Raw genomic sequence first — 19,384 nt, forward strand, 5'->3', positions numbered from 1 at the left:
CAGCTCCTACAGGGGAGGAATGCGTTTCCATGTAGGAGCTGCCGAAGGCTGCGATCTTTTGACTTTTCTACAGGCAAAAAAAAGCCCGCAGTGTGAGCGGGCGAAAGACCAAAGAAGCTATATGCGCAGGATTTTTGGGGGGAAAGTCCTAGCTTCCTCTGTAGGTCGAATAGCTGTACGGCGAAATCAGTAACGGCACATGGTAGTGATCCTGTTCCGCAGAGATGCCGAAACGCAGCACCACCACATCCAGGAACGCAGGTTCTGGCAGCTGAACGCCACGGGCGCGGTAGTAATCACCCGCATGAAATTGAACCTGATAGACCCCGGAACGGTAGTCATCGCCTTGCAGCAGCGGTGCATCGACCCGGCCGTCGCTGTTGGTGATCGCGCTGGCGACCAATTCCAGCTGCGAGCCTTCAACGCGGTACAACTCGACCTTGATCGAGCTGCCCGGGCAACCATGTGCAGCGTCTAAAACGTGAGTAGTCAAACGTCCCATTGATTCTGCGCGCCTGCCTGCGTGGAGCAGTCAGACCTCGCGCCTCCCGAAGTCAGTTGAAAAGGAGACCGCACCGATTCGGAGCACGAAACGCTGCGGCGAGCGACTGATTAAGACACTTTTCAAAAAAATTGTACACAATAAAAACAACATATTTACCACTAGACCCGTCATTCATGGATTCACGCCAAATCTGCCGCCGAGCCATAGGGCAAAAGAACCTTCCATCTTTTTACTGACCAATCAGGCAGGTTTCTTGCAATAACATGTGAAGATGACAGTCAGTGAAAAATGCAAAAAAACAGGCTTACAAAGTGGATATAAAGTTGTATACAATCAGCCCATCGCTGTGACGCCAGCCTGTCATCAAACCGCCAGGCCGCCACACAACCCTGACCTTGAACAAGTCGAACGAATAAGAAGGAAGACTGCAGTGAGCGCTGACTACCCACGCGACCTGATCGGTTACGGCAGTAACCCTCCTCACCCACACTGGCCGGGCAATGCCCGCATCGCCTTGTCCTTCGTGCTCAATTACGAAGAAGGCGGCGAGCGCAATATCCTGCACGGCGATAAAGAATCCGAAGCCTTCCTTTCGGAAATGGTCTCGGCGCAGCCGCTGCAAGGCGCGCGCAACATGAGCATGGAATCCCTTTACGAGTATGGCAGCCGCGCCGGCGTCTGGCGGATTCTGAAACTGTTCAAGGAATTCGACATTCCGCTGACCATCTTCGCCGTGGCCATGGCCGCCCAGCGCCACCCGGACGTGATCCGCACGATGGTCGATGCAGGCCACGAGATCTGCAGCCACGGCTATCGCTGGATCGACTATCAGTACATGGACGAAGCGCAGGAACGCGAGCACATGCTCGAAGCGATCCGCGTCCTCACCGAAATCACCGGCGAGCGCCCACTAGGCTGGTACACCGGCCGCACCGGTCCGAACACTCGTCGACTGGTGATGGAAGAAGGCGGTTTCCTCTACGACTGCGACACCTACGACGACGACCTGCCCTACTGGGAACCGAACAACCCGACCGGCAAGCCGCACCTGGTGATTCCGTACACGCTGGACACCAACGACATGCGCTTCACCCAGGTCCAGGGTTTCAACAAGGGCGACGATTTCTTTGAATACCTCAAAGACGCGTTCGACGTGCTTTACGCTGAAGGCGCCGAAGCACCGAAGATGTTGTCGATCGGCCTGCACTGCCGTCTGATTGGCCGTCCGGCGCGTCTGGCCTCGCTCAAACGCTTTATCGAGTACGCTAAAAGTCATGAACAGGTGTGGTTCAGCCGTCGCGTCGACATCGCTCGCCACTGGCACGAAAACCACCCGTACCAAGGGGCCGCAAAATGAGCCACTTCCAAACCCTGAAGCCGTCGACCCTGAGCCGCGACGCGTTTGTCGCCGCTTTCGCCGACATCTACGAACATTCGCCATGGGTGGCCGAAAAGGCCTTCGACCTGGGCCAGGACGCATCGATCGACGAGATCGAAACCCTACACCAACGCATGAGCGACATCCTGTTAAGCGCCGATCACGAAAGCCAACTGGCCCTGATCAACGCTCACCCGGACCTGGCCGGAAAAGCCGCCGTCCAGGGCCAACTGACCGAAGCCAGCACCAATGAACAGGCTGGCGCCGGTATTCACCAATGCTCGAGCGATGAGTTCCAGCGCTTCACCGAGCTGAACGACGCCTACAAAGCCAAGTTCAAGTTTCCCTTCATCATGGCGGTAAAAGGCAGCAACCGGCATCAGATCCTCGCGGCGTTCGAAACGCGCATTCACAACCCGGAAGACACCGAGTTCAAATGCGCGCTGGCGGAGATCAACAAGATCGCCCTGTTCCGATTACTGACCCTTTAGCGAGCAGCCCTTGTGAAAAGCCCCGAGTGTTCTTAAACGCAAAAAGCACCCAGGGCTCCTGCGAGCATCCCAAGCCAACTTATTAAAGGCAGACAAGAAGAATGAAAGCTTACGCCGTACCTTTCGAGAAGTTCGTCAACCTGGCCGACGCCCGCCTGGGCACCAAAATCATCTCGGTCACCGATGACTGGTTCGCTGATGCCAACCGCCTGTTCCAGCCGACCCCGGCTGTGTGGAAAGAAGGCGTGTTCGATGACAACGGCAAGTGGATGGACGGCTGGGAATCGCGCCGCAAGCGCTTCGAAGGCTATGACAGCGCGGTGATCCGCCTGGGCGTACCGGGTTCGATCAAAGGCGTGGACATCGACACCTCATTCTTCACCGGCAACTTCCCGCCGTCGGCCTCCCTGGAAGCCTGTTTCCTGGCTGAAGGCGAACCGACTGAAAACACCCAGTGGGTTGAAGTGCTGTCGGCTGTCGAGCTGCAAGGCAACAGCCATCACTTCCATGAAATCAACAACGACCAGGCGTTCAGCCACCTGCGCTTCAACATCTACCCGGATGGCGGCGTAGCGCGTCTGCGTGTGTACGGCGTGCCGCACCGCGACTGGTCGGCCGTTGGTGACAACGAACAAATCGATCTGGCCGCCGCCCTGAACGGTGGCCGCGCCCTCGCCTGCTCCGACGAACACTTCGGTCGCATGAGCAACATCCTCAACCCGGGCCGTGGCATCAACATGGGCGACGGTTGGGAGACCGCACGTCGCCGTACACCGGGCAATGACTGGGTCATCGTCGCGCTGGGTCATGCCGGAGAGATCGAAAAAGTCATCGTCGACACCCTGCATTTCAAGGGCAATTACCCGGACACGTGCTCGATCCAGGGCGCGTTCGTGAAGGGCGGCACCGACAGCCAGATCGAAACCCAATCGCTGTTCTGGCGCGAATTGCTGCCGGCGCAGAAACTCGAAATGCACGCCGAACACACCTTCGCCGAGCAGATCAAGGCGCTGGGCCCGATCACCCACATCCGCCTGAACGTGTTCCCGGACGGTGGTGTGAGCCGCCTGCGGGTATTGGGCAAGGTCGCTAAATAAGCGCTGAACCCAATCGCGAGCAAGCTCGCTCCCACATTTGAAATGCATTCCCCTGTGGGAGCGGGCTTGCTCGCGAAGGCGTCAGAACAAACAACACAGAATTTTGGAAAAGAAGACCAGCATGCGCACATTGACGATTGAACCGCTGACCAAAGAAGCCTTCGCCCCTTTCGGTGACGTGATCGAAACCGACGGCAGCGATCACTTCATGATCAACAACGGTTCGACCATGCGCTTTCACAAACTGGCGACGGTGCAAACCGCCACGCCAGAGGACAACGCGATCATCAGCATCTTCCGCGCCGACGCGCAGGACATGCCGCTGACCGTCAGCATGCTGGAGCGTCACCCGCTGGGCAGCCAGGCTTTCATTCCGCTGCTCGGCAACCCTTTTCTGATCGTGGTCGCGCCACTTGGCGATGAACCTGTATCAGGCTTGGTCCGCGCCTTCGTCACCAACGGCAGGCAGGGCATTAATTACCATCGCGGCGTTTGGCACCATCCGGTGCTGACGATCGAAAAGCGGGATGACTTCCTGGTGGTTGATCGCAGTGGCACAGGCAATAACTGCGATGAGCATTTTTTCAAAGAGGATGAGCGTTTGATCCTTGCCCCCCACCAATAAGAGAAGGTCTGATCACTCGACAACAGAGTGACAGGCGAGAGGTAAAGACTGTGGAAGCACATCTGTTGGAATGGCTGAACCTGAGCGTGCGCTGGGTTCACATGATTACTGGCGTGGCCTGGATCGGTGCGTCGTTCTATTTCGTCTGGCTGGAAAACAACCTCAATCGGGTCAACCCGAAAAGTGGTCTGGCCGGCGATTTGTGGGCGATCCACGGCGGCGGTATCTATCACCTGGAAAAATACAAACTGGCTCCACCGACCATGCCGGACAACCTGCACTGGTTCAAATGGGAAGCCTACTTCACCTGGATGTCAGGGATCGCGCTGTTGTGCGTGGTGTTCTACTCCAACCCGACGCTGTACCTGCTGGCACCAGGCAGCAGCCTGACCGGCCCTGAAGGGGTCGCGCTGGGCATTGCCTCGTTGTTCGTCGGCTGGTTCGTCTACTCCTTCCTCTGCGACTCGGCCCTGGGCAAACGCCCTGCCCTGCTCGGCTTCATCCTGTTCGTGCTGATCATTGGCGCTGCTTACGGCTTCAGCAAAGTGTTCAGCGGTCGTGGTGCGTACCTGCACGTCGGCGCGATCATCGGCACCATCATGGTCGGCAACGTGTTCCGCATCATCATGCCGGCCCAACGCGCACTGGTTGCCGCAATTGCCGAGAACCGCACGCCGGATCCGGCGCTGCCGGCCAAAGGTCTGCTGCGTTCGCGTCACAACAACTACTTCACCTTGCCGGTGCTGTTCATCATGATCAGCAACCACTTCCCGAGCACCTACGGCAGCCAATACAACTGGCTGATCCTGGCCGGGATCGCGGTGCTCGCGGTGTTGGTGCGTCACTACTTCAACACCCGTCATGACAGCCACAAATTTGCCTGGACCCTGCCCGTTGCGGCCGTGGGCATGATCTGCCTGGCGTACGTGACTGGCCCGGCGCAGATGCCCAGCGCGCCTGAAGTAGCCAAGGCGCCTGGCACCATCGAGTACCAGCCGTTGCCGGAAACTGCCCTCGGTGGTGGTGCCAAACCTGAAGCGGCGAAACCTGCTGCACCTGCCGCTGCACCGGCTCAGGCGTCCAACGCCGGCCCCGGTTTCGACAAAGTGCACAGTGTGATCCAGGAGCGTTGCGCGGTTTGCCATTCGGCCAAACCGACCAGCCCGCTGTTCAGTGCTGCACCGGCTGGCGTGATGCTCGATACCCCCGAGCAGATCCGTCAGAACGCTGCACGCATCCAGGCTCAAGCCGTCACCAGCCAGATCATGCCACTGGGCAACATCACCCAGATGACCCAGCAGGAACGTGACCTGATCGGTGCGTGGATTGTTCAGGGAGCTCCAACCAATTAAGTAGCAAAAAGCATCGCGGGCAAGCCCGCTCCCACAAGGACACCATCAAGCCCGCTCCCACAGGTTTGCCTGATGCACAAAATCACAAGAATAAAAAAGATCCGAGGTGTTGCATGTCCGAGCTATCCGAAGCGCGCATCCCCGACGCACCCGCCATTCAGCGTTTACCCCTTTTGCAACTGATCCTGGTTGGTCTGCAACATGTTCTGCTGATGTACGGCGGAGCCATCGCGGTGCCGCTGATCATCGGACAGGCCGCTGGCCTGAGTCGTGAAGAAATTGCCTTCCTGATCAACGCCGACCTGCTGGTGGCCGGGATCGCTACCATCGTGCAATCGCTGGGCATCGGCCCCATGGGCATCCGTATGCCGGTGATGATGGGCGCCAGTTTCGCCGCTGTCGGCAGCATGGTCGCCATGGCCGGCATGCCGGGCATCGGTCTGCAAGGGATCTTCGGCGCGACCATCGCCGCCGGGTTCTTCGGCATGATCATCGCGCCGTTCATGTCCAAAGTCGTACGCTTCTTCCCGCCTCTGGTGACCGGCACGGTCATCACCTCGATCGGTTTGTCGCTGTTCCCCGTGGCCGTGAACTGGGCCGGCGGCGGTGCAGGTGCCGCTCAATTCGGCTCACCGATTTACCTGGCCATCGCCGCGCTGGTGCTGGCCACCATTCTGTTGGTGCACCGCTTCATGCGCGGTTTCTGGGTCAATATTTCGGTGCTGATCGGCATGTGCCTCGGCTACATCGTTTGCGGCGTGATTGGCATGGTCGACCTCAGCGGCATGGCCCAAGCGCCGTGGCTGCAGATCGTCACCCCGCTGCATTTCGGCATGCCGAAATTTGAACTCGCACCTATTCTGTCCATGTGCCTGGTGGTGGTGATCATCTTCGTCGAGTCCACCGGGATGTTCCTCGCGCTGGGCAAAATCACCGACCAGGAAGTCTGCCCACGCATGCTCCGTCGCGGTTTGTTGTGTGATGCCGGCGCCTCGTTCTTCGCCGGTTTCTTCAACACCTTCACCCACTCCTCTTTCGCGCAGAACATCGGCCTCGTGCAGATGACCGGCGTGCGTTGCCGCTCGGTGACCATCGTCGCCGGTGGTTTGCTGGTGGTGTTGAGTTTGTTGCCGAAAGCGGCGTTTCTGGTGGCCTCGATTCCACCCGCCGTACTGGGCGGCGCGGCGATTGCGATGTTCGGCATGGTCGCCGCCACCGGCATCAAGATTCTTCAGGAAGCCGACATCGGTGACCGTCGCAACCAGTTGCTGGTGGCGGTGAGCATCGGCATGGGGCTGATCCCGGTGGTCCGTCCGGAATTCTTCGCCCACCTTCCGATGTGGATGAGTCCGATCACCCACAGCGGAATCGCCATGGCCACGCTCAGCGCGCTGTCGCTGAACCTGCTGTTCAACATCCTCGGCGGCACCGAACGCGCGGCCATCAACGACTGCCACGCCCACCCGCACTAACACATCAGCGCCACAGAACCTGTGGGAGCGGGCTTGCTCGCGAAGGGGCCATCAGCCTCAACATCATTGTTGACTGACATACCGCTTTCGCGAGCAAGCCCGCTCCCACAGGGTGGATGCCTGCGCCACGAACAATAAAAACAAGAGGGAGCAACAGATGATTCGGACACAGACAAACATGCTGTTAGGCGGTGGTCTATTGGCCGCCAGTCAGGCCATGGCCGGCGATCTGCTGCTGTGGCAGACCAACAGCCTGAGCTATCTGTATGGCAAGGATTTCGCGGTCAACCCGTCGATCCAGCAGACGATAACCTTTGAGCACGCCGACCGCTGGAAGTACGGCGACAACTTCCTCTTCGTCGACAGCACTTACTACAACGGCGAGAAAGACCGGAACAAAGGCGTTCACGCCTATTACGGGGAGTTCAGTCCGCGCCTCTCCTTCGGCAAAATCCTCGACCGCCGTTTCCAATTCGGCCCGATCAAGGACGTGTTGCTGGCCATGACCTACGAGAATGGCGAAGACGACACCGAGGCCTATCTGATCGGCCCCGGTTTCGACCTCGCGGTACCGGGCTTCAATTTTTTCACCTTGAACTTCTACTATCGCCAGACCGAAGGCTCGCGTCCCGGCGACGATGTCTGGCAGATCACGCCGGCCTGGTCCTACACCCTGCCATTGGGCAACTCGAACCTGTTGATCGACGGCTACATCGACTGGGTCGTGGATAACGACCAGAACTCACATGGCACCTACCACGCCAACCTGCACTTGAACCCGCAGATCAAATATGACCTGGGGAAGACCTTGGGTTGGCGGGAGAAACAGGTGTACGTCGGCGTCGAATACAGCTACTGGAAAGACAAATACGGCATCGAAAACAACGCCAACCTCGACACTCATGAGAACACCACCAGCCTGCTGGTGAAGGTGCATTTCTAGATGATCTGCAACCGTGCTCCAAACCTGTCGTCGGTGCGCTGTTGCGGGGCACTTGAGACCTGGCCAAGGAGTCAGTATTCTCCGCGGCCGCCCGAATCTGGTCTAAAAAAAAGCCCGGATTTAATTCCTGACCAGAAAGCCAACTTACCCCGGCACTGGACGGTACCAAGGCACTCCAAAACCACTCTCAATCGGATGCTCTTGAGCAGCCGAGCGGGAGTTTTTTGGCTTTTCAAAAGCCTTGGCTCAGCTCTTGCTAACAGCACTGAAGCTGACCAATTGGATGATTTTTTACAGCGACAGAAAAAGGCGCCACACCAGAGCGCCGACCTTAGAAAAATAACGTGGAACCACCTACTTTTTGGGAGCAACCGAATGAAACGTACGTGCACTAGCCTGATGCTGGCGGGATCTCTGCTGGCCGGGGGCCAGGCCATGGCCGGCGACTTGCTGCAATGGCAGAACAACAGCCTGTCCTACCTGTATGGCAAGGACTTCCAGGTCAACCCGCACATTCAGCAGACCGTCACCTTCGAGCATGCCGATGCATGGAAATATGGGGACAACTTCTTCTTCGTCGACAAGATTTTCTACAACGGTGACAAAGACTTCAACGTTGGTCCGAACACCTATTACGGTGAGTTCCAACCGCGCATTTCGCTGGGCAAGGTCCTCGACCAGAAAATCGAATTCGGCCCGATCAAAGATGTCCTGCTGGCCATGACCTACGAGTTCGGTGAAGGCGATACCGAGTCCTACCTGATCGGTCCCGGTTTCGACCTGGCGATCCCGGGCTTTGATTACTTCCAGCTGAACTTCTACCAGCGTCACACGGAAGGCAGCCGTCCAGGCGACAACGTGTGGCAGATCACCCCGGTCTGGTCCTACACCATTCCTGTCGGTGACTCGAACATCCTGATCGATGGCTACATGGACTGGGTGGTCGACAACGACTCCAACTCCAAAGGCGACTACCACGCCAACCTGCACTTCAACCCGCAGGTCAAATACGACCTGGGCAAGGCGCTAAACCTTGGCGAAAAGCAGTTGTACGTCGGCGTCGAGTATGACTACTGGAAAAACAAGTACGGTATTGAAGACAGTCAGGGCTTCAAAACCGATCAGAGCGTAACCAGCTTCCTGGTCAAGGTTCACTTCTAATCCGGCGGCGTCTGTAAGGACGCCATCGCGAGCAAGCTCGCTCCCACAGTTGATCATAGGTGATCACAAATAATGTGTTCACAGGAGATTGAATGTGGGTGCAAGCTTGCTCGCGATGGTCGCGCCGCCGATCTCAAGCCGAAACCACAGGCTCCGCCAACCCGAGAAACCGGCACAACTCCCCGCGCTTGGCCAACGCATCCCGCCGCCCCAAATCAATCAATTCGCTGCAATACCCCGCCTCGAACAGCAGATAACTCAGCACCCCCGCCCCGCTCGTCCTGGTCGCCCCCGGTCCGCGCAGAAACAGACGCAGCGCCGCCGGTAATTCCTGCCGATGCCGCGCCGCAATCTCATCGATCGGCTGACTCGGCGAAATCACCAGCACATCTACCGGCGCCACACCCAGCGCGCGCGTCGGCGTGCCATCGGGCAGCAGATGACTGAACTGATTGAGCCGCTGCAACAACTCGATGTCACTTTCCAGGCTGTCAATGAACGTGCTGTTGAGCAGGTGCCCACCGATCTGCGCCAGGCTCGGTTGCTGACCGGTGTAGGCGCGTTGCAGCGGTTGTTCCGGGTCGACGCCGCGGGGGTTGCCGCTGACGCCCACTACCAGCACTCGGCTGGCGCCCAGGTGCAGCGCCGGGCTGATCGGTGCCGACTGACGCACCGCGCCGTCGCCGAAATACTCTTCACCGATTTTCACTGGTGCAAACAGCAGCGGAATCGCTGAACTGGCCAGCAAGTGATCGACGGTCAATTGCGTGGGGACGCCGATTCGCCGATGGCGCAACCAGGCATTGATGGTGCCGCTGCCCTGATAAAAGGTCACCGCCTGACCGGACTCGTAGCCGAACGCGGTCACCGCAACCGCCTGCAACTGCTTCTGTGCAATGGCCTCGGCAATCCCGCTCATCTGCAATTTGTCGTCGAGCAATCCGCGCAGCGGCGAACTGTTGAGCAACGCCACCGGCACCTGAGCGCCAATCCCGAGCAAACTGTGGCTGACAAAACGACTGGCCTGGTGGATCACACCCGGCCAGTCGCTACGCAGCACCAGATGACTGCGAAAGCCCTGCCAGAAGGCTGTCAGACGTTGAATCGCACCCCGAAAATCCATCGCCCCACTGGCGAGGCTGACCGCGTTGATTGCGCCGGCCGAGGTGCCGACGATCACCGGAAACGGATTGCTCGCGCCGACCGGTAACAGCTCGGCAATCGCCGCCAGAACACCCACCTGATAAGCCGCCCGAGCCCCGCCGCCGGAAAGAATCAACCCTGTAACCGGTTCAGCAGGACTCATCGCAACACTCCATGGTGCATATAAGGACGGTGGTTCAACCGCGTTTTGCGTACAGCTTCGGCTCGCCCGGCGGACGGCTCTTGAAGCGACGATGAGCCCAAAGGTATTGCTCCGGACATTCGCGCAAGACGCCTTCGATCCATTGGTTGATCCGCAGGCAGTCGGCCTCTTCGGTTTCGCCGGGGAAACCCTCGAGCGGTGCATGAATCACCAGTCGATAACCGCTGCCGTCCGCCAGACGTTCCTGAGTGAACGGTACCACCAGCGCCTTGCCCAACCGCGCAAACTTGCTGGTGGCGGTGACGGTCGCGGCCTGAATCCCGAACAGCGGCACGAAGATACTTTGCTTGGCGCCATAGTCCTGATCCGGTGCGTACCAGATTGCCCGGCCGGCCCGCAGCAGTTTCAGCATGCCGCGCACGTCGTCGCGCTCCACCGCCAGCGAATCGACGTTGTGCCGCTCGCGCCCCAGGCGCTGGACGTAGTCGAACAACGGATTTTTGTGTTCGCGGTACATGCCATCAATGGTGTGCTGCTGGCCGAGCAACGCCGCGCCGATTTCCAGCGTGGTGAAATGGACGGCCATCAGGATCACGCCTTTGCCGTCACGCTGGGCTTTTTTCAAATGCTCCAGCCCTTCGACATGGGCCAGCTTCGCCAGGCGCTCACGCGACCACCACCAGCTCATGGCCATTTCGAAAAACGCGATGCCCGTGGAGGCGAAGTTTTCCTTGAGCAGGCGCTTGCGCTCGGCAGCGGCTTTTTCAGGGAAACACAGTTCGAAATTGCGCTTGGCAATGCGCCGTCTGTCGCCCGCTACTCGATACATCAATGCACCCAGGGCGCGACCGATCGACAGCAACACCGGATATGGCAGCTGGACAATCAGCCACAACAGCCCCAAGCCACACCACAAAGGCCAGAAACGTGGAGAAAGAAATGCTGTTCGAAAACGCGGGCGATCCATTAAAGGTTCCGGAAAGACAATGGCCGCGCATTCTACATCGTTCGACCCGGCTTGCGGCTCGCGGGCGTTCTCGTTATAAGTCTCGGCACTTTTAGTGACAAGTCGTTGTATGCCGACCATGAGCCAAACCGAACCGCTAGACCAAGATCCCGTGTTCCAGCTGAAGGGCAGCATGCTCGCCATTACGGTGCTGGAACTGGCCCGTAACGACCTCGAGAACCTCGATCGTCAACTGGCCGCCAAGGTTGCCCAGGCGCCTAACTTCTTTAGTAACGCGCCATTGGTGCTGGCCCTGGACAAACTCCCGGCCGGCGAAGGTGCAGTCGATCTGCCCGGCCTGATGCGCGTCTGCCGCCAGCATGGCCTGCGCACCCTGGCGATCCGTGCCAGCCGCATCGAAGACATCGCCGCGGCCATCGCGGTCGACCTGCCGGTGCTGCCACCGTCCGGCGCCCGTGAGCGTCCGTTGGACCCGCTCGAAGGCCAAGTCAAGAAAAAACCGGAAAAACCGCCGGAGCCGACTATCAAGCCAACGAAGATCATCACCTCGCCCGTACGCGGTGGGCAGCAGATTTATGCCCAGGGCTGCGATCTGGTGGTGATCTCGTCGGTCAGCCCGGGGGCGGAACTTCTCGCCGACGGGAACATCCATGTATACGGCCCGATGCGTGGTCGAGTGTTGGCCGGCGTCAAAGGCGACACGAAAGCCAGGATTTTCTGTCAGCAAATGAGCGCTGAACTGGTCTCCATCGCAGGCCACTACAAGGTTTCGGAGGATCTGCGTCGCGACCCTTTGTGGGGTGCGGGCGTACAGGTCAGCCTGTCGGGCGATGTGTTGAACATCATTCGGCTTTAACGGATACTGCCGCATTTTCCAAACATCTCTAAAACGTAGCGAAAACGGCTCAAACGAAGTAGGAAAAAGGCCATAAGCAGTGTTTACCCGAGGTAAGCGCCGTTCTGGACCGAATTCCAGCCAAGGCTGTCCGACTGCAGTAGTTTTTCTAGAGATGTTTTTCAGGGGCTAAATGTCCTTTTTCCTTAGGGGTGAAACACCTTGGCCAAGATTCTCGTGGTTACATCCGGCAAGGGTGGTGTGGGTAAGACCACCACCAGTGCTGCTATCGGTACCGGCCTCGCACTGCGCGGTCACAAAACAGTTATCGTCGACTTCGACGTCGGTTTGCGTAACCTCGACCTGATCATGGGTTGCGAGCGCCGCGTGGTGTATGACTTCGTCAACGTGGTAAACGGCGAAGCCAACCTGCAACAAGCCCTGATCAAAGACAAACGCCTGGAAAACCTCTACGTACTGGCCGCCAGTCAGACCCGCGACAAAGACGCGCTGACCGTCGAAGGCGTGGAAAAAGTGTTGATGGCGCTGAAAGAAGACTTCGAATACGTGGTCTGCGACTCTCCGGCCGGCATCGAAAAAGGCGCCCACCTGGCCATGTACTTCGCAGACGAAGCGATTATCGTGACCAACCCGGAAGTGTCCTCGGTTCGTGACTCGGACCGCATGCTGGGCCTGCTGGCCAGCAAATCGCGCCGCGCTGAAAAGGGCGAAGACCCGATCAAGGAACACCTGCTGCTGACCCGCTACAACCCGCAACGAGTCAGTGACGGCGAGATGCTCGGCGTCGAAGACGTCAAAGAGATTCTGGCGGTCGCCCTGCTGGGTGTCATTCCGGAATCCCAAGCGGTACTCAAAGCTTCCAACTCGGGCGTGCCGGTGATTCTCGACGACCAGAGCGATGCCGGTCAGGCATACAGCGATGCGGTCGATCGTCTGCTGGGCAAAACCGTGGAGCATCGTTTTCTCGATGTAACGAAGAAGGGATTCTTCGAGCGCCTGTTTGGAGGTAGATAATGAATCTTTTTGACTTCTTTCGTGCCAGCAAAAAGGTCAGCACCGCGTCGGTAGCGAAAGAGCGTCTGCAGATCATCGTGGCGCACGAACGCGGCCAACGCAGTACACCGGACTACCTGCCAGCCTTGCAGAAGGAATTGGTCGAGGTCATCCGCAAGTACGTCAATATCGGGTCCGATGACGTGCACGTCGCTCTGGAAAACCAGGGCAGCTGCTCGATTCTGGAACTCAATATCACCCTGCCTGACCGCTAGTCGATCAGACAGGAGCCACGGCGGCTCAGAACCTTTGAGCCCCTGTAGGAGCTGCCGCAGGCTGCGATGTTTTGATCTTGTCTTAAAAGCAAAATCAAAAGATCGCAGCCTGCGGCAGCTCCTACCGGGGACAATGAAGGTTCTGAGCCGCCGTTGGCGTTTGTTACGAGGCTGTTTTAATGCCGCTGTCCAACATCAGCATCATCCATCAGGACGCCGCCGTACTGGTGGTGAACAAACCGACCCTGCTGCTCTCTGTCCCTGGCCGGGCCGATGACAACAAGGACTGCCTGATTACCCGCCTGCAGGAAAACGGCTACCCGGAAGCGCGAATCGTCCATCGTCTGGACTGGGAAACTTCCGGCATTATTCTGTTGGCCCGTGACCCGGACACTCATCGCGAGCTATCTCGGCAATTTCACGACCGCGAAACCGAAAAGGCCTACACCGCCCTGTGTTGGGGCCAGCCGGAACTGGACAGTGGCAGCATCGATCTACCCTTGCGCTACGACCCGCCGACCAAGCCACGCCATGTGGTGGACCATGAATTCGGCAAACATGCCCTGACCTTCTGGCGCGTACTGGAGCGTTGCGGCGATTGGTGTCGTGTCGAGTTGACGCCGATCACCGGCCGCTCCCATCAGTTGCGCGTGCACATGCTTTCCATCGGCCACCCACTGCTGGGTGACGGGCTGTATGCCCACGAGCAAGCACTGGCCGCCTGGCCACGACTATGTTTGCACGCGAGCATGCTGAGCTTCACTCACCCGCAAAGCGGCGAACGCTTGCGCTTCGAGTGTCCTGCTCCTTTTTAAGCAACCGCCGAACCAAAAAACGCCCTTCCATTGAAGGGCGTTTTTTTATTTCTTGTTACAAATCGACGTGAAAATGGCGTAAAAATATTGTCATAAATTTGTAATGAAACGTAAAATGCCATCACTTTGATAGCAGGCAGGAAGCCCTCGTGCTCAGCAACAAGACATTCCAAGACGACTACCCATTCACCTTCTGCCTTTTCAACACCACGCTACACCTTAGCGAGCAGCCTTCAGCCGAAGCACAACAGGCACTTGAACACCTCATACACAAACGACGCGCCCGCAAGCTCACCCGTGCGAGTGCGCCGCTGGCCTCCGGCGATACGCCGTTGTTTGCCAAGGTCCAGCCGCTGGATACCTTGAAGGCAAAAGTGCGCGTGACCTTTGGCAAACCGCAGCGCAATGGCCGATTCGACTGGCCGCTGGAAGAGTTGATCAATACGCTCGAAGCACAACGCCGCGGCGTGCAAATGCCGCCGCTGCAAGGGTTCGGTTACACCAAGGACCGACTGGGGCTGACCCAGGAATATTTCATTATCACGCGCCTGCTCGACGAGCATATCGACGGTGTGCAATGGCTTAAACGCAACCCGGACAGCGTCGAAACATTCATTCTCGATGCCTTCGAATTGCTGAGCTCCTTGTCGCGCAAGAACATCACGCACATGGATTTCTGGGCCGGCAACATCATGATCCCGCAAACGCCGCGGACCCAACTCAAAGCCATCGACTTTGAAAACTGCTTTGCCGGCCAGACAAACCATCAAAGCGAAACCCTCGGTTTTCAACTGGGCTTCTTCTATCGCCGGGACATCTACAAGCTCATCACCGAAGCCGCCTATGACCGCCTTGTGGACGACTATATTCGGCAGATCCCCGGCATCTCGATGGAAAAATTCAACGAGGTGTACCTCGCGAGCAAACATGAATATGTCGGCCGCAAGCAACGTCGCGAAGTGTTCCTCAATGGCAAGCTGATCACCGGTTGACTCATCCTCTTCGCCAATCGGCAGCCGGCGTACGTCGAACGGCATTGTCTCTGCAATGCCGTGAGCCAATACGTTAAACTTGCGCCATTGCTGTCTGGAGCTACTTATGCGCGAAGAGTTGAACCAAGGCCTGATCGATTTCCTCAAGGCCTCCCCTACCCCATTCCATGCCACCGCCAGCCTTGTTCAGCGCCTGGAAGCGGCGGGTTATCAACGCCTTGACGAGCGCGAGCCATGGACCACCGAAGCCAACGGTCGTTACTACGTCACCCGTAACGACTCGTCGATCGTTGCGTTCAAGATGGGCCGTCATTCGCCCCTGCACGGCGGCATTCGCCTGGTTGGCGCGCACACCGACAGCCCATGCCTGCGGGTCAAACCCCAGCCGGAACTGCAACGTCAGGGCTTCTGGCAACTGGGCGTCGAAGTCTATGGCGGCGCACTGCTGGCGCCATGGTTCGACCGCGACCTGTCCCTGGCCGGCCGCGTGACCTTCCGCCGTGACGGCAAGGTCGAGAGCCAGCTGGTCGACTTCAAGGCGCCGATCGCCATCATCCCGAACCTGGCCATTCACCTGAACCGTGAAGCCAACATGGGCTGGGCGATCAACGCCCAGACCGAACTGCCGCCGATCCTTGCGCAATTTGCCGGTGACGAGCGCGTTGACTTCCGTGCCGTGCTCACCGACCAACTCGCCCGCGAACACGGCTTGAACGCCGACGTGGTGCTCGACTACGAGCTGAGCTTCTACGATACCCAAAGCGCTGCGGTCATCGGCCTGCATGGCGACTTCATTGCCGGGGCGCGCCTGGACAACCTGCTGTCGTGCTATGCCGGCCTGCAAGCCTTGCTGACCACCGAAACCGACGAAACCTGCGTGCTGGTCTGCAACGATCACGAAGAAGTCGGTTCCTGCTCGGCCTGCGGCGCCGACGGCCCGATGCTGGAGCAGACACTGCGTCGCCTGCTGCCAGAAGGTGATGAGTTCGTGCGCACCATTCAGAAATCCCTGCTGGTCTCGGCTGACAACGCCCACGGCGTGCACCCCAACTACGCCGACAAGCACGACGCCAACCACGGCCCGAAACTCAACGCCGGCCCGGTGATCAAGGTCAACAGCAACCAGCGCTACGCCACCAACAGCGAAACCGCCGGGTTCTTCCGCCACCTGTGCATGGCCGAAGAAGTACCGGTTCAGAGCTTCGTGGTGCGCAGCGACATGGGTTGCGGCTCGACCATCGGCCCGATCACCGCCAGCCACCTGGGCGTGCGCACCGTGGACATAGGCCTGCCAACCTTCGCCATGCACTCGATCCGTGAACTGTGCGGCAGCCATGATCTGGCGCACCTGGTCAAAGTGCTGAGCGCGTTTTACGCCTGCCGCGAGCTGCCTTAATCCGTGTAGGAGCTGGTAGGAGCTGTCGAGAGAAACGAGGCTGCGATCTTTTGATCTTGTTTTTAAATAGCAAAGTCAAAAGATCGCAGCCTCGTTTCACTCGACAGCTCCTACACTTTCAATACCCCTTTCGACAAGGCAGTCGCTCATGATCTCGTTGTCTTCGTTTCACGCCATGCTGATCCCGATTCTTGCCGGGATGATCATGCTGGCAATCGGCTTCAATTTTCGCGACAAAAACGTCGGCGTGTTCGCGATGTGGATCGGTATGTTGATGATCCTCGCCACCGTGATTTTCAAGATCCTCGCCAAACTCAACGAATAAATCCTGACCCTGGCTCGCATTGATTTTGACGGGCTCGTACACTCGGTCGATCCGCTCATCCCGAGGTTGACCGCCTAGTGTTCGCTCGTCTTTTTGCCCTGCCGTGTTTGTTCCTTGTCTGCCTCATGACGCTGCTGCCTATGGCGCCCGCCCAGGCGGTCGGCTTGCCCAGCCTGCTCAACAGCTCGGCAAAACAGCCAGAGGCGCAAGAGCCCTTGGGGCAATCCCTGGACGAAGTCATCAAGTCGCTGGAGAACGATCAGCAACGCTCCAAATTGCTGGCGGATTTGAAGAAGCTGCGCGATGTCACCAAAAAGGCCCAGCCAGTCTCCGAAGTAGGCGTCCTGGGACTGATCGGTGGCACCCTGGCCAGTTTCGAAAAACAGTTTTCAGGCGCGGACAGCCCTCTCACTCGCTGGTCCGAAGAATTCAAACTGGCTGAGGATGAACTGACAGCGCTGGTGCTGCCGACCAATGAATGGCTGCCGATCATCTTTGCCTTCGCCATGATCCTGATGGTCTGGAGTTTGCTCGCCGCCGCGTTGATCTGGCTCGGCCACCGAGTACGCATGCGCTTTGGCCTGACCGAAGAACTGCCGCAGCACCCCAAGGCCCTGGACATGTTGCGCTTCGCCCTGCGCAAACTCGGGCCGTGGCTGATTGCCTTGGTCATGACGGTCTACATGAGCTACGCCCTGCCCTCGTCACTGGGCAAAAGCCTGGCCATGGTGCTGGCTTATGCGCTGGTGGTTGGCACCTGTTTTTCGGCGATCTGTGTGATCGCCTTTTCGGTGCTTGACGGCCCACACCGCCACCGCGCCCTGTACATCCTGCGGCATCAAGCCTTTCGGCCGCTGTGGCTGATCGGCAGTTTCGCCGCCTTCGGTGAAGCCCTGAGCGATCCGCGACTAGTCGAAAGCCTTGGCAGTCATCTGGCGCACACCGCCGCGACAGTCGCCAATGTACTGGCAGCGTTGTCCACTGGGCTGTTCATCCTGCGGTTCCGTCGCCCCATCGCCCACTTGATTCGCAACCAACCGCTGTCCCGGCGCCTGACTCGCCGCGCCCTCAGCGACACGATCGAAATTCTCGGGGCCTTCTGGTACATGCCGGCGCTGGTGCTGGTGGGGATTTCCCTGTTCGCCACGTTCGTCTCGGCCGGCGATACCAGCACCGCACTGCGTCAGTCGCTGATCTGCACCGTGCTGCTGGTGTTGTGCATGGTCATCAACGGCTTGGTGCGCCGCCATTCACTCAAACCACAGCGCAGCGTGAAGCGTCATGCACTGTATTCGGAGCGCCTGAAAAGCTTCTTCTACACACTCGCTCATTTGGTGGTGTGGCTGGCGTTCATCGAACTCGGCCTGCGGGTCTGGGGCATGTCGCTGATCCGCTTCACCGAAGGCGAAGGCCATGAAGTCAGCGTCAAACTGTTCAGTCTCGGTGGCACGCTGATTTTTGCCTGGCTGATCTGGATTCTCAGCGACACTGCCGTGCACCACGCCCTCACCCGCTCGCGCAAAGGCCTGGCAAATGCCCGCGCGCAGACAATGATGCCGCTGATCCGCAACGTGTTGTTCGTGGCGATTTTCATCATTGCGCTGATCGTCGCCCTGGCGAACATGGGCATGAACGTCACACCATTGCTGGCCGGTGCCGGCGTGATCGGTCTGGCCATCGGTTTCGGTGCACAGTCGCTGGTGGCGGACCTGATCACCGGGCTGTTCATCATTATCGAAGACTCGTTGGCCATCGACGACTACGTCGACGTCGGCGGCCACCTGGGCACCGTCGAAGGATTAACGATTCGCACCGTGCGCCTGCGGGACATCGACGGCATCGTCCACACCATTCCGTTCAGCGAAATCAAAAGCATCAAGAACTACTCCCGGGAATTCGGCTACGCGATTTTCCGGGTGGCGATACCTTCCAACATGGACATCGATAACGCGATCAAACTGATGCGCGACGTCGGTCAGAAGATGCGCACTGATCCGCTGCAACGGCGCAATATCTGGTCGCCACTGGAGATTCAGGGTGTCGAGAGTTTCGAGTCAGGCAACGCGATTCTTCGCGCCCGGTTCAAGACCGCGCCGATCAAGCAGTGGGAAGTGTCCCGCGCGTTCAACCTGTCACTCAAACGACACCTGGACGAAGCCGGGCTCGATCTGGCGACGCCACGCATGAGCGTTCAAGTGATCACGGCGGGTGGCGGACCGGTAGTGGAATAACCCTTCTGGCTCACACTGATAGATCGTCGATACTCGATCCCTGTAGCAGCTGCCGAGCCTGCGAGGCTGCGTTCGGCTGCGAAGCAGTCGTAAAACCTGCAAGCACGGTGTGCCTGAAACACCGCGGTGTCTGATTTCACGACTGCTCCGCAGCCGAACGCAGCCTCGCAGGCTCGACAGCTGCTACAAACGGCAGGCAAAAAA

The 19,384-nt window shown here is 58.6% G+C and carries 19 protein-coding genes; 16 read left to right on the forward strand and 3 right to left on the reverse strand.

Going from position 1 to position 19,384, the window contains the following annotated elements:
* Positions 1–148: 148 nt before the first annotated feature.
* Positions 149–502, reverse strand: a complete 354-nt coding sequence (gene uraH / locus CUN63_RS02045; protein WP_010456673.1) for a hydroxyisourate hydrolase — start codon at positions 500–502, stop codon at positions 149–151.
* A gap of 433 nt (positions 503–935) precedes the next feature.
* Between uraH and puuE the strand changes: the two genes are divergently transcribed.
* The 8 genes from puuE to CUN63_RS02085 all read left to right on the forward strand — a co-directional run bounded on the left by puuE (position 936) and on the right by CUN63_RS02085 (position 9,024).
* Positions 936–1,862: an allantoinase PuuE gene (gene puuE, locus CUN63_RS02050; RefSeq protein WP_129436955.1), complete on the forward strand. Its 927-nt coding sequence runs from the start codon at positions 936–938 to the stop codon at positions 1,860–1,862.
* Positions 1,859–2,374, forward strand: coding sequence for a 2-oxo-4-hydroxy-4-carboxy-5-ureidoimidazoline decarboxylase (gene uraD / locus CUN63_RS02055; RefSeq protein WP_129436956.1), 516 nt, complete (start codon positions 1,859–1,861; stop codon positions 2,372–2,374). The genes puuE and uraD overlap by 4 nt, the downstream gene beginning before the upstream one ends.
* A 101-nt stretch (positions 2,375–2,475) precedes the next feature.
* Positions 2,476–3,471: an allantoicase gene (gene alc, locus CUN63_RS02060; RefSeq protein WP_046027113.1), complete on the forward strand. Its 996-nt coding sequence runs from the start codon at positions 2,476–2,478 to the stop codon at positions 3,469–3,471.
* Positions 3,472–3,592: 121 nt separating this feature from the next.
* A complete protein-coding gene (locus CUN63_RS02065) occupies positions 3,593–4,096 on the forward strand; it encodes an ureidoglycolate lyase (protein WP_010456681.1) in 504 nt (167 codons plus the stop codon).
* A gap of 50 nt (positions 4,097–4,146) precedes the next feature.
* The gene (locus CUN63_RS02070; protein WP_129436957.1) at positions 4,147–5,448 is read left to right on the forward strand and encodes a urate hydroxylase PuuD; all 1,302 of its coding nucleotides are present in this window, start codon (positions 4,147–4,149) and stop codon (positions 5,446–5,448) included.
* Positions 5,449–5,561: 113 nt separating this feature from the next.
* Entirely contained in the window at positions 5,562–6,920 is a 1,359-nt protein-coding gene (locus CUN63_RS02075; protein WP_129436958.1) for a nucleobase:cation symporter-2 family protein, read from the forward strand.
* A 157-nt stretch (positions 6,921–7,077) separates the two neighbouring features.
* Positions 7,078–7,863: an outer membrane protein OmpK gene (locus CUN63_RS02080; RefSeq protein ID WP_129436959.1), complete on the forward strand. Its 786-nt coding sequence runs from the start codon at positions 7,078–7,080 to the stop codon at positions 7,861–7,863.
* 375 nt (positions 7,864–8,238) lie between these two features.
* Positions 8,239–9,024 carry an outer membrane protein OmpK gene (locus tag CUN63_RS02085; RefSeq protein ID WP_129436960.1) on the forward strand — a complete coding sequence of 262 codons (786 nt, stop codon included), beginning with the start codon at positions 8,239–8,241 and terminating at the stop codon, positions 9,022–9,024.
* Positions 9,025–9,157: 133 nt separating this feature from the next.
* On the opposite strand, the gene CUN63_RS02090 is transcribed toward CUN63_RS02085, so the two are convergent.
* Together CUN63_RS02090 and CUN63_RS02095 are read right to left on the reverse strand one after the other, a co-directional pair.
* Positions 9,158–10,330: a patatin-like phospholipase family protein gene (locus CUN63_RS02090; protein ID WP_129436961.1), complete on the reverse strand. Its 1,173-nt coding sequence runs from the start codon at positions 10,328–10,330 to the stop codon at positions 9,158–9,160.
* Between the two features lie 34 nt (positions 10,331–10,364).
* The gene (locus CUN63_RS02095; RefSeq protein WP_129436962.1) at positions 10,365–11,297 is read right to left on the reverse strand and encodes a lipid A biosynthesis lauroyl acyltransferase; all 933 of its coding nucleotides are present in this window, start codon (positions 11,295–11,297) and stop codon (positions 10,365–10,367) included.
* 118 nt (positions 11,298–11,415) lie between these two features.
* Between CUN63_RS02095 and minC the strand changes: the two genes are divergently transcribed.
* The 8 genes from minC (at position 11,416) to CUN63_RS02130 (ending at position 19,180) form a co-directional block, all read left to right on the forward strand.
* Complete coding sequence (gene minC, locus CUN63_RS02100) at positions 11,416–12,153, forward strand: septum site-determining protein MinC (RefSeq protein WP_123366484.1); 738 nt, start codon at positions 11,416–11,418, stop codon at positions 12,151–12,153.
* Positions 12,154–12,354: 201 nt separating this feature from the next.
* Positions 12,355–13,167 (forward strand): septum site-determining protein MinD, encoded by an 813-nt coding sequence (minD, locus tag CUN63_RS02105; RefSeq protein WP_129436963.1) that lies wholly within the window; start codon positions 12,355–12,357, stop codon positions 13,165–13,167.
* Positions 13,167–13,421, forward strand: a complete 255-nt coding sequence (gene minE, locus CUN63_RS02110; protein ID WP_007898843.1) for a cell division topological specificity factor MinE — start codon at positions 13,167–13,169, stop codon at positions 13,419–13,421. Before minD ends, minE begins: the two co-directional genes overlap by 1 nt.
* Before the next feature lie 179 nt (positions 13,422–13,600).
* Positions 13,601–14,236 carry an RluA family pseudouridine synthase gene (locus tag CUN63_RS02115; RefSeq protein ID WP_046047515.1) on the forward strand — a complete coding sequence of 212 codons (636 nt, stop codon included), beginning with the start codon at positions 13,601–13,603 and terminating at the stop codon, positions 14,234–14,236.
* Positions 14,237–14,385: 149 nt separating this feature from the next.
* A complete protein-coding gene (locus tag CUN63_RS02120; RefSeq protein WP_129436964.1) occupies positions 14,386–15,228 on the forward strand; it encodes a hypothetical protein in 843 nt (280 codons plus the stop codon).
* Positions 15,229–15,334: 106 nt separating this feature from the next.
* The gene (locus CUN63_RS02125) at positions 15,335–16,624 is read left to right on the forward strand and encodes a M18 family aminopeptidase (protein WP_046047516.1); all 1,290 of its coding nucleotides are present in this window, start codon (positions 15,335–15,337) and stop codon (positions 16,622–16,624) included.
* Positions 16,625–16,772: 148 nt separating this feature from the next.
* Entirely contained in the window at positions 16,773–16,949 is a 177-nt protein-coding gene (locus CUN63_RS31630) for a hypothetical protein (RefSeq protein WP_165353224.1), read from the forward strand.
* A 77-nt stretch (positions 16,950–17,026) separates the two neighbouring features.
* Positions 17,027–19,180 carry a mechanosensitive ion channel family protein gene (locus CUN63_RS02130; protein WP_129436965.1) on the forward strand — a complete coding sequence of 718 codons (2,154 nt, stop codon included), beginning with the start codon at positions 17,027–17,029 and terminating at the stop codon, positions 19,178–19,180.
* Positions 19,181–19,384: the final 204 nt, after the last annotated feature.

It is taken from the genome of Pseudomonas sp. ACM7 (assembly GCF_004136015.1).
Classification (GTDB): Bacteria; Pseudomonadota; Gammaproteobacteria; order Pseudomonadales; family Pseudomonadaceae; genus Aquipseudomonas; species Aquipseudomonas frigoris.